This is a genomic window from Amycolatopsis sp. A133, assembly GCF_031082405.1.
Classification (GTDB): Bacteria; Actinomycetota; Actinomycetes; order Mycobacteriales; family Pseudonocardiaceae; genus Amycolatopsis.
This window is the reverse complement of record NZ_JAVHJU010000057.1, coordinates 261792-274999: the sequence shown is the minus strand read 5'-3', so window position 1 is coordinate 274999 and position 13208 is coordinate 261792. Positions and strand designations below refer to the sequence as shown.

The window sequence follows — 13208 nt, the reverse complement described above, 5'->3', positions numbered from 1 at the left end:
CCGTGACCGACACCAGCAGCGAGTTCTCCCCCACGGACATCGCCGTGGTCGGGATGGCCGGCCGTTTCCCGGGCGCCGACGACGTCGGCGCGCTCTGGGAGACCGTCCGCGCCGGCCGCTCCGGCATCACCCGCTTCACCGACGACGAACTCCGGAAAGCGGGCGTGCCCGCCGACCGGCTCGGCGATCCGGCCTACGTCAAGGCGGGCGCCGTCGTCACCGGCGTCGAGGAGTTCGACGCGGGCTTCTTCGGGATCAACCCGAAGGAGGCCCAGATCCTCGACCCGCAGCACCGGCTCTTCCTGGAGCACAGCCAGCACGCCCTGGAGGACGCGGCGTGCGACCCGGCGCGGTTCGACGGCGCGATCGGGGTGTTCGCGGGCTGCGCGTGGAGCACATACCTGACCCACAACCTCACCCCGGCGAACGCGGCCCGCGAAATGGGCGAAATCGCGATCGCCCTGGGCAACGACAAGGACACCCTGGCCACCCGGGTGTCGCACACGCTCGGCCTGTCCGGCCCGGCGTTCAGCGTGCAGAGCGCGTGCTCGACGTCGCTGGTCGCGGTGTGCGTCGCGGCGAGCAGCCTGGCGAACTTCGAATGCGACGTCGCCCTCGCGGGCGGGGTGTCGATCGGCGTGCCGCACCGCGTCGGTTACCTCTACCAGCAGGGCGGCATCGCGCCGCCGGACGGCGAGTGCCGCGCGTTCGACGCCGCGGGCCTGGGCGCCCCGCTCGGCGGCGGCGTCGGCGTGGTCGCGCTGCGCCGGCTGGAAGACGCGCTCGCCGACGGCGACCGCGTGTACGCGGTGCTGCGCGGCTGGGCGGTCAACAACGACGCCGGCCGCAAGGTCGGCTTCACCGCGCCCGGCGTCGAGGGCCAGGCCACGGTGATCGCCGAGGCGCTCGCCGCCGCCGGGCTGGAGCCCGCGGACATCGGGTACGTCGAGGCGCACGGCACCGGCACCGCCCTCGGCGACGCCGCCGAGATCGCCGCGCTGCAGCAGGTCTTCGCGGGCGAGTCGCTGCGGATCGGCTCGGTGAAGACGAACGTCGGGCACCTCGACCGCGCCGCCGGCGTGACGAACCTGATCAAGGCCGCCCTCGCGCTGCACCACGAGGAGATCCCGCCGACGCGCAACCTCGGCACGCCCAACCCGCAGCTCACCGGGGGTGGCGCCGAGCTGACCGTGGTCACCGAGCGCACGCCGTGGCCGCGCACCGACACCCCTCGCCGCGCCGGGGTCAGCGCGTTCGGCATCGGTGGCACGAACGCCCACGTCGTGCTGGAGGAGGCGCCGCTGCCCGTGCCCGCCGCGGCCCCGGCCGGGCCGGAACTGCTGGTGTGGTCGGCCCGCTCGGCCGCCGCCGCCGACGCGGCCACGGCGAACCTGGCCGCACACCTGGAAAGCTCCGGCGACGCGCTCGCCGACGTCGCTCACACGCTCCAGAGTGGACGGACGACGTTCGGGCACCGGCGGGTGCTGGTCGCCGGTTCGGCGGCCGAGGCGGCCCGGCTGCTGGCTTCGGGAGCGGTGTCCGCTTCGAGCGACGCCGGAACCGGCCGCCGCGTCGGGTTCCTCATCGCGGGCACCGGCGAGCAGTACCCGGGCCTGGCCGCGGAGCTGTACAAGACGGCGCCGGTGTTCCGGGCCGAGCTGGACCGCTGCCGCGCGCTGCTGGACACGTCCGTTTTGGACAAAATGCTCGGCGAGCGGGAAGGCTCCGGCGGGTTGGCCGCGTTGCTGGGCCGAGCGGACGGCGGCGAGCGCGCGGGCGACCGCACCGAGGTGCTGCACCCGGCGCTGTTCGCCGTCGAGTACGCGCTGGCGCAGCTCGTGCGTTCGTGGGGCGTCGAGCCGTCGGTGCTGGTCGGTTACAGCCTCGGTGAGTACGTGGCCGCGTGCCTGGCCGGGGTGCTTTCGCTCGAGGACGCCTTGGCGTTGGTGACGCACCGCGCGAAGCTGATCGCGGCGCTGCCCGGCGGGGCGATGGCGGCCGTGCCGCTGCCTTTTGCCGAGGTGCGTGCCCGGATCGCGGGCACCGGCCTCGACATCGCGGCGCTGAACGGGCCGCAGCTGACCGTCGTGTCGGGTACCGCCGAGGCGATCTCCGGGCTCGGTGCGTCGCTGGCCGCCTCGGGCGTGCCGTGCCGGCCGCTGGCCACCACGCACGCTTTCCACTCCCGTCAGCTCGCCCCGCTGCGGGACGAGCTGACCGCGTGGGTGGCCGCTCACATCACGCTTTCCGCGCCCACGATCCCGTATGTCTCCAATGTGACCGGTGAGCTGGTCACCGACGCGCCCGAGCCGGCCTACTGGGCCGAGCACATGTGCGCCCCGGTCCGCTTCGACGACGCGCTGGCCACCGTGCTGGCCGACGAGGACACGGTGCTGCTGGAGCTCGGCCCGGGCCGGTCGCTGGGTGCGATGGTGCGCGGGCACCGGGCGTGCGCGCCGAAGCGCTGGGCCTCGGTGATCCCGACGCTCCCCGGCGCCGACGACCCCGCCACGGCCACCACCGCGCTCGCCGAAGCAGCCGGGCGGCTGTGGCTGGCCGGGGTGGACCTCGACTGGACCGGCGTCCGCGGCGGTCGTGCCGCGCGGCGCGTGGGCCTGCCGGGGTACCCGTTCCAGCGCTCGCGCTACTGGATCGACGCGCCGGGCACGGTGACCCCGGAGGTCCCGCGCCTCACCGCCGAACCCGACGGGCACGTGCAGCTGCTGACGCCGTCGTGGCGGCCGGAACCGGCGCCCGCCTCCGGGACCACGGGCCGGGTCGCGATCCTGCCGGACTCCGGCGGCGTCGCCGCGGCGCTCACCACGCTGCTCGGCGAGGTGGTCGACGTGGCCGAGGCGGACACGGTGGTCGACCTGTCGGTGCTCGACCTCGACGACGACGTGGCCGCGGTCCACGCGGTCTCGCGCACCCTCGCCGCGGCGGCGGGCGACGGATCACGCTCGGTCCGGGTGCTGGTCGCCACCCGAGCGGGACAGGCGGCCGAGGCCGGCTCGGGGCACCCGCCGGGCCGATCCGGCATCGCCGCAGGAGCCGGGGGCCGAAGGGAAATCGCCGAAGCCGGCTCGTCCACGCCGGACCCGGCCCGACCCGCGGCAGCCGAACCACGCCCGTCCACGCCGCGCCCGGCCCAGGCGGCCGTGGCCGTGCTCCCGGTCGTCGCCAACCAGGAGTACCTGAACCTCGACGCCGGCACCGTCGACCTCGACCCCAGCTACCACCCCGCCGAAGCCGCCGCCCTCCTCGCCGCCGAACTCCGCTCCGCCGCCACCCCGCTCGTGGCCTACCGCGGCGACCAGCGGCTCGTCCCCGGCTACCGTCCCGCCGCACCCTCCGCCCCACCGGCGATCCGCCGGGGCGGCAGTTACCTCATCACCGGCGGGCTCGGCGGCGTCGGGCTCACCGTGGCCGAGCACCTCGTCACCCGCGGCGCCCGCCGTCTTGTGCTCGCCAGCCGCAGCGGGGGCACCGATGCCGCCGTGGCTCGGCTGCGCGCGCTGGGCGCCGACGTGCACGCCCCTCGCGTGGACGTCGGCGACCCGGCCGCGGTGCGGGCTTTGCTCACCGAAAGGTTCGACGGCATCGTCCACGCCGCCGCGGACTCCGATCCGGCCGGCTTCGCGCCGCTGTCCGAAGTGGACGAGGCCGGGATCGCCCGGCACTTCGCCGCCAAGGTCGGCGGGGCCCGGGTGCTGGCCGCGGCCCTCGACGAGCTCCGGGAAGCCGACCGTCCCGAGTGGACACTGTTGTTCTCGTCCACCTCGGCACTGCTCGGCGGGGTCACCTTCGGCAGCTACGCCGCCGCCAACGCCGCGCTGCTGGCCGAAGCCCACGGCCGTCCCGGGTGGGTCGCTGCCGCTTGGGACACCTGGCCCGGCACCCTCGAACGGCTCGACGCCAGGTTCGGCGCCTCCATGGCCAAGCACGCCATGACCCGCGCGCAGGCCCTGACCGCGTTCGACCACCTCACCGCCCACGCCGGCCCGGCCGTGATCGTCGCCGCCGGGGGGCTCGACGAGCGTCTTCCCGGCACCGCAAAACCCGCGGCACAGCCGACCGCCGACCGGTTCCCGCGGCCCGACCTGCCCCAGCCCTACACCCCGCCGATGACCGCCACCGAACGCGGCCTCGCCGAGGTCTGGTCGTCCGTGCTGGGCGTGGAACCCGTCGGCACCCGGGACAACTTCTTCGACCTCAACGGCAACTCGCTGCTCGCCCTGCAGATGCTCGCCCTGGTCAAGGAGCGCTTCGGCGTCGCCATCCCCACCGTCACCCTGTTCGAGCTGCCGACCGTCCAGGCGCTCGCCGCCACCCTCGACGACCAAGCACCCGCGCCGGTCAAAGCCCCGGTGGTCGTCGCGGACCCGGACGACGACGAGCTGGACCGGCACATCGCCATCGTCGGCATGGCCGGGCGGTTCCCCGGGGCGGGGACCGTGGACGAGTTCTGGCGCAACCTGTGCGACGGCGTCGAGTCGATCACCTTCTTCAGCCCCGACGAGCTCATCGCCGCCGGTGTCGACCCGGCGCAGGTCCGCGACCCGGCCTACGTGCCGGCGCGGCCCGTGCTCGACGACGTCACCGGGTTCGACGCCGCGTTCTTCGGCCTCAGCCCCCGCATGGCCGCGTTGACCGACCCACAGCAGCGGCTGTTCCTCGAGGTCTGCTGGGAAGCCCTGGAGCAGGCCGGGTACGCGAGGCCCGGCGACCGCGGCCGGGTCGGCGTCTTCGGCGGCTGCAACCTCTCCACGTACCTGCTCGGCATCGCCGGGCAGTTCACCTCCGACGCCGACGCCAGCATCTACGAGCTGGTGATGGGCAACGACAAGGACGCGCTCACCACGACCGTGTCGTACCTGTTCGACCTGCGCGGCCCGAGCATGGCGGTGCAGACCTTCTGCTCGACGTCGCTGGTCGCCGTGCACACCGCGATGCGCAGCATCCGGGCCGGCGACTGCGAAATGGCGCTGGCCGGCGGCGTCTCGGTCCGCGTGCCCGACCGCATCGGGCACCTGCACTCCCCCGGCGGCCAGGAGTCACCCGACGGGCACGTGCGCACCTTCGACGCCCAGGCCCACGGCAGCATGTTCGGCGACGGCGCCACCGTCGTCGTGCTGAAGAAGCTCGGCGCGGCCCTGCGCGACGGCGACCACATCTGGTCGGTGATCCGCGGGTCGGCGATGAACAACGACGGTGCCCTCAAGGTCGGCTACACCGCGCCGAGCGTGGGCGGCCAATCGCGGGTCATCGCCGACGCGATGGCCGACGCCCGCGTCGCCGCCGAAGACGTCGGCTACGTCGAGGCCCACGGCACGGCGACCGAGCTGGGCGACCCGATCGAGGTCGCCGCGCTGACCCGCGCGTTCGGGGACACCGCCGAGAAGCAGTACTGCGCCCTGGGCTCGGTGAAGCCGAACGTCGGGCACCTCGACCGCGCCGCGGGCACGGCCGGGCTGATCAAGGCGTCGCTGGTCGTCCGCGAGGGCCTCATCCCGCCGACGCTGCACTACACCGCCCCGAACCCGGAGATCGACTTCGCGCACAGCCCGTTCCGGGTGGCCGCCGAGCTCGCGCCGTGGACCACCGACGGCGGCCGTCCGCGGATCGCCGGGCTCAACTCGCTGGGCATGGGAGGCACCAACGTGCACGTCGTCGTCGAACAGCCGCCCGACCGGCCCGCCGCGGTACCAGGCGACCCGGACACCGAACGCCGCTACCAGGTGCTGCCGGTGTCGGCCCGTACCGCCGAGGCCGCGGACACGGCCGCCCGGCGCCTCGGCGAGCACCTGGCCGGCACCCCGGACGCGCGGCTGGCCGACGTCGCCTTCACGCTCCAGGAGGGGCGCAAGACGTTCGAACACCGGCGCACCGTCGTCGCGTCCGATGTGGACAGCGCGGCGGCGGCCCTGACCGGCGCCCCCGCAGCCCGCGTCGAACCGGTGCAGGACCGGCCGGTGGCGTTCCTCTTCGCCGGTGTCGGCGAGCAGTACCCCGGCTTGGTGGGCGAGCTGTACCGGCGCGAGCCGGTGTTCCGCGCCCACCTCGACGAGTGCCTGGTCCACCTCGACGCCGACGGCGACCTCGTCACCGGCGCCCGGGGCGGCGGCCCCGGCCTGGCCGCGCTGCTCGGCCGCGCCGGTGACGAAGACCCGCGCGCCGGACGGCTGCAGCAGACCGAACTCGCGCAACCGCTCATGTTCGCCGTGGACTACGCCCTGGCGCGGACGCTCATGGACTGGGGACTGCGGCCCGCCGCGATGCTCGGCTACAGCCTCGGCGAGTACGTCGCCGCGTGCCTGGCCGGGGTGCTCTCGCTCGAGGACGCCCTGGCGCTGGTCGCCAAGCGCGCGGAGCTGATCGCCGCGCTGCCGGGCGGGTCGATGGCTGCCGTGCCGCTGTCGGTCACCGAACTGGAGGCGCGTTTCGACCTCGCGGGCATCGACATCGCCGCCGTGAACGGCCCCGAGCTGGTCGTGGTGGCCGGGGAGACCGCCGCCGTCGAGCAGCTCGCGCAGGACCTGCGAGCCGCCGACGTCCCGTGCCGTCCCCTGCGCACCAGCCACGCGTTCCACTCGCGGATGCTGGCGCCGGCCGCGGCCGAGCTGACCGCGTGGATCACCGCGAACGTCACGCTCAACGCGCCCGAGCTGCCCTACCTGTCCAACGTGACCGGCGACCACGCAACCGCCGAACTCGTCACCGACCCCGCCTACTGGGCCCGGCACATGGGCGAGACCGTCCGGTTCACCGACGCGGCCGCCGAGCTCCTGGCCGACGAGCACCTGGCCGTCGTCGAGATCGGCCCCGGCCCGTCGCTCGGCGCGCTGCTGCGCGGGCTCAGCCCGGCGAGCCGCTGGCCGATGATCACCGCCACGCTGCCCGCCGCCGACGACCCGCGGCCGGCCGACGAGGTCCTCACCGACGGCCTCGCCCGGCTGTGGCTGCTCGGCGCGGACTTCGACTGGTCCGCCTACCACGGCCGCGGCACGGCGACACCGGTCTACCGCGGGACCGCCCCGGGCCGGGTGCCGCTGCCGACCTACCCCTTCCAGCGGCAGCGCTACTGGATCGAGGCGGCCCCCGTCTCGGGTGCCACCCGGATCGAAACGCCCGCGGAGGGCCCGCTGGAGGAGTTCGACCGGATCCCGCTGCTGCCCGAGGAGCAGTGGATCAACCTGCCCACGTGGCGCCAGACCTCGGCCGCGCCCGCCGCGCCGCAGCCCGCGTCCTGGCTGGTGTTCGCCCGTGCCGGCCGCGCCGAGGACGTCCTCGACGGGATCCGCCGCACCGGCGACCCGGTGACCGTGGTCCGGCCGGGCGCGGGGTACCGGCCGGGCCCGGACGCCACCGTCCGCCCCGGCGACGTCGGCGACCTGCTGGCCCTGCTGCGCGACCTCAAGCGCGGCGGGACCCGCCTGGATCGCGTCGTCCACCTGTGGAACCTCGACGACGACTCCCTGTTGCTCGGCCTGCACACGCTCGTCGCGCTGGCCCGCGCCGCCGGGGAGCTCGGCCTCGGCGGCTGGACGCTCGACCTCGCCGCCACCGGCACCCAGCGCGTCCTGCACGACGGCGAGCTCCGGCCCGACGCGGCCACGCTCACCGGCCCGAACCTGGTCATCCCGATGGAGTACCCGGGCGTGCAGACGCGGCTGATCGACGTCGACGCGGCCGCCGGCGCCGCCGCGGTGGTCGCCGAGCTCCATCGACCCGCCCCCGGCCGCACGGTCGCGCTGCGCGGTTCCCGGCGCTGGGTGCCCGGCTACGAGGTCCTGGCGCCGCAACCGATCGACCAGGCGAAGGACGTGCTGCGCGAGCACGGCGTCTACCTGATCACCGGCGGCCTCGGCGGGATCGGGCTGGCGATGGCCGAGCGGCTGGCCCGCGACAGCCACGCGAAACTGGTGCTGTTCGGCCGCCGCGGCCTCCCGCCGCGCGAGCGCTGGGCCGGGATCGCCGACGGCACCGACGAGGTGCCCGGCACGATCCGCGACCGCGTCAACCGCGTCCTGGAAGTCGAGACGCTCGGCGGGCAGGTGGTCGTCGTCGAGGGTGACGTCGCCGAGGAGGCCGACGTGCGGCGCGCGGTCGCCGTGGCCCTCGGGGAATTCGGGGCGCTGCACGGCATCCTGCACACCGCGGGCGTGCCGGGCACCGGGCTGATGCAGTTCAAGGAGCCCGGCGACGCCGACCAGGTCTTCGCCCCGAAGCTGCCCGGCTCCCGGGCGCTCAGCGCGGCCACCGCCGACCTGGACCTCGACTTCGTCGCGCTGTTCTCCTCGATCACGTCGGTCACCGGCGGTGGTCCCGGCCAGGTCGACTACTGCGCCGGCAACGCGTGGCTCGACGCCTACGCCGCCTGCCACGACGGCCGCACGGTGTCGATTTCGTGGGGCGAATGGACCTGGAACGCCTGGGACGAGGGGCTTTCCGGGTACGAGGAAGACATCCAGACCTACTTCCGCGAGCACCGGGCCAAGTTCGGCATCGACTTCGAGCAGGGCTGGCGCACGCTGCTGCGCGCGCTGGCCTCGGGCGAACCGCACGTCGTGGTGTCCACCCAGGACCTCCCGGCGGTGACGGCGGTAGCGGCCCGGTTCAGCGTCGACGCGGTCACCTCGGCCGCGCACGGCGGCTCGACGGCCGACCGGCACCCGCGGCCGGAGCTCGTCACGCCGTTCCAAGAGCCCGAAGGCGACGCCGAACGCGCGGTGGCCGCGGCGTGGTGCGACTCGCTGCGCCTGGACCGGGTCGGCGCGTCGGACAACTTCTTCGAGCTCGGCGGCACGTCCCTGCTCGGCATTTCGCTGCTGGCGACGCTGCGCACGGCGTTCCCGGACGCGGAACTGCCGCCGCACATCATCCACGAGGCCCCGACCGTCGCCGCGCTCGCGAAGATCGCGGCCGGCGGCCCGGCGGCCATCGAACCCGCACCCGACAGCCAGGCGCAGGGACAGCTGCGCCGCTCCGGCATCAAGGCCGCGGCCGCCCGACGGCGCCGGGCCTGAAACCCGAAGTCCTCACACCAGAAAGGGAACAATCATGGCAGTCACGGGAGTGGTGGGCGCCGGCGTCATGGGCATCGGCGTCGCCCAGGACTTCGCCGCCGCGGGCCACGAGGTCGTGCTGGTCGACACCGGCGAGCGCATCCTCGACGAGGCCCGGGCCGCGATCACGCGCAACTGCCGGCTCAGCCGGCTCATGGGCGGGCCCGCGCTCGACGCGGACGAGATCCTCGCCCGGATCACCACCGCGGTCGGCCTGGCCGCGCTGGACAAGACCGAGATCCTCGTCGAGAACGTGACCGAGGACTGGGCCATCAAGGCCGCCGTGCACGCCGAGCTCGACGAGGTCTGCGGCCCGGACACGGTGATCATCGCCAACACCTCGGCCGTCCCGATCACCCGGATCGCGTCGGTCGGCAAGAACCCGGGCCGCGTCATCGGCGTGCACTTCATGAACCCGGTGCCGCAGAAGCCCGTCGTCGAACTGATCCCCGGCTTCCACACCACGCCGGAGACGATCCTGCGCACCCGCGCGCTGCTGACCAGCATCGGCAAGCGCTGGGTCGATGTGAAGGACGCGTCGGGCTTCGTGTCCAACCGCGTGCTGATGCTGACGGTCAACGAGGCCGCCTACCTCGTCCATGAGGGCGTCGCCACGGCGGAGTCGGTCGACGAGGTCTTCCGCGGCTGCTTCGGCCACCCGATGGGTCCGCTGGAGACGGCCGACCTGATCGGCGTCGACACGATCCTCTACAGCGTCGAGGTGCTCTACGAGCACTACGCCGACTCCAAGTACCGCCCCTGCCCGCTGCTCAAGCAGATGACCGACGCCGGCCTGCACGGCCGCAAGAGCGGCCGCGGCTTCTACACCTACAGCTGAACCCCTGAACCCACCGAAGGAGAACCTGCCATGTCCGAGACCACCGGCGACATCCTCGCCTTCATCACCGGCCGCTTCCCGCAGGCCGCGATCACCGAAACCGAGGACATCTTCTCGCTCGGCTACATCAACTCCCTGTTCGCCATGGAGCTGGTGATGCACCTGGAGAAGACGTTCGGCGTCACCATCCCCAACGACGAGCTGCGGATCGACAACTTCCGCACCGCGGCGGCGATGACCGAGCTGGTCGGCCGCCTGCGCCCGGCCGCGACGGTGGGCTGAGCCGTGCCGGAGGTACTGACCGCCCCGGTCCGCGCGCCCGGCCGCGGGTCCGCGCGGGCCTTCGTGGACGAGCACGTCGTGCCCTTCGCCGACGCGTGGGACAAGGCCGGGCGGATCCCCGAGGACCTGCTGGACAAGCTGGCCGAAGCCGGGCTGTGGGCGCCGTTCCTGCCGCCCGCGCTCGGCGGCGCCGGCACGGACATGGTCACGCTCGGGGAGATCCACGAGGAGGTCGGCCGCGGCTGCTCGTCGGTCCGCAGCCTGCTGACCGTGCACACCATGCTCTCCTGGGCGTTGCTGCGCTTCGGCACCGAGGCGCAGCAACACCGCTGGGGACCGGACCTGGCGAGCGGACGCGTCCTCGGCGCGTTTTGCCTGTCGGAGCCCGGCGCGGGCAGCGACACGGCCGCGATCACCACCACCGCCACCCCCGACGGCGACGGCTGGCGGCTCGACGGCCTCAAGAAGTGGACCACCAACGGGCAGCGCGCGGACCTGTTCCTCGTCTTCGCGAAGGGCCCGGCCAGCACGGTCGCGCTGCTCGTGCCGCGTGACACGCCCGGCGTCACGGTCACCCCGATCGACGACATCCTCGGGACCCGCTCGTCGATGCTGGCTTCCATCGGCTTCGACGGCGTCCGGCTGGGCGCCGACGCACTGCTCGGGCCGAGCGGGTTCGCTTCCGGCATGGTCCTCACCGGCACGCTCGACCTCGGCCGCTACAGCGTCGCGGCCGGGTCGGTGGGCATCATCCAGGCCTGCGCCGACGCGTGCGCGGACTACACGACCCGCCGCACCGTCGGCGGCACGCCGCTCAAGGACCTGCCGCTGATCCAGGCGAAGCTGTCGGACATGGTCACCGACGTCCGCGCGGCCCGGCTGCTGCTGGCCGAGGCCGGGCGGCTCAAGGACCGCGGCGACTCGGCGACGATCATGGCGACCTGGGTGGCGAAGTACTTCGCCTCCACCGCGGCCGCGAAGCACGCGTCAGAAGCTGTGCAGGTGCACGGCGCGAACGGCTGCAGCGGGGACTACCCCGTCGCCCGGTTCTACCGGGACTCGAAGGTCATGGAGATCATCGAGGGCAGCACCGAGATCCAGCGGATGACCATCGCCGCCGAGGCCTACCGGAAGCAGGTACCGTGACCAGTCTCATCGAGCCGGCTACCGTCTCCGGCACGAAGCCGGTGCAGGGCAAGATCAAGTGTGTGGTGTGGGACCTCGACAACACCGTCTGGGACGGGGTCTTGCTCGAGGACGGCGACGTCCGGCTGCGGCCCTGGGTGGTCGAGCACGTCAAGCGGCTCGACGCGATGGGCGTGCTGCACTCGGTCGCCAGCAAGAACGACCACGAAGCCGCCATGGCGAAGCTGCGCGAGTTCGGCCTCGACGAGTACTTCTTGTTCCCGCGCATCTCGTGGAACGCGAAGTCGGTGTCGATCGGCCAGCTCGCGCAGAAGCTCAACCTCGGGCTGGACGCGTTCGCGTTCGTCGACGACCAGGAGTTCGAGCGCGCCGAGGTGGCGTTCGCGCTGCCCCAGGTGACCACTGTGGACGTTCTCGAAGCCGACGAGGTGCTGCGGCGCCCGGAGTTCGCGCCGCGGTTCGTCACCGACGAGTCGGCGCAGCGGCGCGGGATGTACTTCAGCCAGCTCGCGCGCGACGACGTCGAGGCGGATTTCGCGGGCACTGGGGAGGACTTCCTCGCGAGCTTGGACCTGCGGTTCAGCATCGCGCCGGCCCGGCGGGAGGACCTGCAGCGGGCGGAGGAGCTGACGGTCCGCACCAACCAGCTCAACTCGACCGGGCGGACCTACTCCTACGACGAGCTGGACGCGTTGCGCTCGTCTCCGGAGCACGTGCTGCTCGTCGCGTCGCTGACCGACAAGTTCGGCTCCTACGGCAAGATCGGCCTGGCGCTGCTGGAGAAGGGGTCGCCGGACTGGCGGCTCAACATGATGCTGATGTCGTGCCGCGTGATGTCCCGCGGGGTCGGCACGGTGCTGCTGGGCCACGTGATGCGCCTGGCCCGCGCCGCGGGCGCCGGGCTGCGCGCGGATTTCGTCGAGACCGGCCGCAACCGGATGATGCAGATCACGTACGCGTTCAGCGGGTTCCGCGAGGTTTCCCGCGACGGCGCGCACGTGGTGCTGGCCGCGGACCTGGACGCGATCCAGGAGCCGCCGGCGTACGTGACGCTCGAGGTGGAGTCGTGACGACGGCCGTGGCGAGCCGCTGGCTGCCGTTCCCCGTGACCGCGGGGAACGTGCGGCTGTACTGCTTGCCGCACGCGGGCGGCTCGGCGTCGGCGTTCCGCTCGTGGATCGGCCGGCTGCCCGGGGTGACGGTGTGCCCGGTGCAGCCGGCCGGCCGCGAGACGCGGCAGAAGGACACCCCGCACACGTCGATGCCTGCGCTCGTCGCCGACCTGGCGGATTTTGTGCTGTCGGACGACTCGCCGTACGCGGTCTACGGCCACAGCCTGGGTGCGCTGGTCGGGTTCGAGCTGGTGCGGGAGATCGCCCGCCGCGGCGCTTCTCTCCCGGTGCACCTGGTGGTGTCGGGCTGCCCGGCCCCGCAGTGGCTGACCCCGGACGACCCGATCGTCGCGGGCATGGGCGACGCGGAGATCGTGGCGCTGCTGCGCAGCCTGGGCGGGACGCCGGAGGTGTTCCTGAACGACCCGCGGGTGCTGCGGCTCATCCTGCCGCCGATCCGGGCGGACCTGACGGTGAAGAACACGTACGCGTATGTGGGTGGTCCGCCGTTGGAGCTTCCGGTGACGGCGCTGGCGAGCACGGCCGACGTGCGCGCGAGTGTCGAGTCGGTGCTGGCGTGGCGGGAGCAGACGGTCCGGCCGTTCCGCGGCCACGTCCTGGAGGGTGGGCACTTCGCGGTGCTGGAGCAGGAGGACGTGACCCTGGCCCACTTGGCCGCCGCCCTCCGCCCGTGGTCGTAGCGCCCCAATGTGGCGTTGGTTGCGTTCAACGCACCCAATGTGGCGCTTGAGACCTGACCCCCCT

At 73.6% G+C, this 13208-nt stretch carries 6 protein-coding genes; all 6 read left to right on the top strand.

Annotation, left to right across the window (positions count from 1 at the left end; genetic code table 11):
* Positions 1 to 2: 2 nt before the first annotated feature.
* The 6 genes from Q5425_RS33755 to Q5425_RS33730 are packed head-to-tail and all read left to right on the top strand — an operon-like array spanning position 3 to position 13144.
* Positions 3 to 9026 carry an SDR family NAD(P)-dependent oxidoreductase gene (locus Q5425_RS33755; protein WP_308676406.1) on the top strand — a complete coding sequence of 3008 codons (9024 nt, stop codon included), beginning with the start codon at positions 3 to 5 and terminating at the stop codon, positions 9024 to 9026.
* A gap of 34 nt (positions 9027 to 9060) precedes the next feature.
* A complete protein-coding gene (locus tag Q5425_RS33750; protein ID WP_308676405.1) occupies positions 9061 to 9903 on the top strand; it encodes a 3-hydroxyacyl-CoA dehydrogenase NAD-binding domain-containing protein in 843 nt (280 codons plus the stop codon).
* A gap of 30 nt (positions 9904 to 9933) precedes the next feature.
* Positions 9934 to 10185, top strand: coding sequence for an acyl carrier protein (locus Q5425_RS33745; protein ID WP_043787964.1), 252 nt, complete (start codon positions 9934 to 9936; stop codon positions 10183 to 10185).
* 3 nt (positions 10186 to 10188) lie between these two features.
* Positions 10189 to 11331: an acyl-CoA dehydrogenase family protein gene (locus tag Q5425_RS33740; RefSeq protein ID WP_308676404.1), complete on the top strand. Its 1143-nt coding sequence runs from the start codon at positions 10189 to 10191 to the stop codon at positions 11329 to 11331.
* Positions 11328 to 12401, top strand: coding sequence for an HAD-IIIC family phosphatase (locus Q5425_RS33735; protein ID WP_308676403.1), 1074 nt, complete (start codon positions 11328 to 11330; stop codon positions 12399 to 12401). Before Q5425_RS33740 ends, Q5425_RS33735 begins: the two co-directional genes overlap by 4 nt.
* A complete protein-coding gene (locus tag Q5425_RS33730) occupies positions 12398 to 13144 on the top strand; it encodes an alpha/beta fold hydrolase (protein ID WP_308676402.1) in 747 nt (248 codons plus the stop codon). Before Q5425_RS33735 ends, Q5425_RS33730 begins: the two co-directional genes overlap by 4 nt.
* Positions 13145 to 13208: the final 64 nt, after the last annotated feature.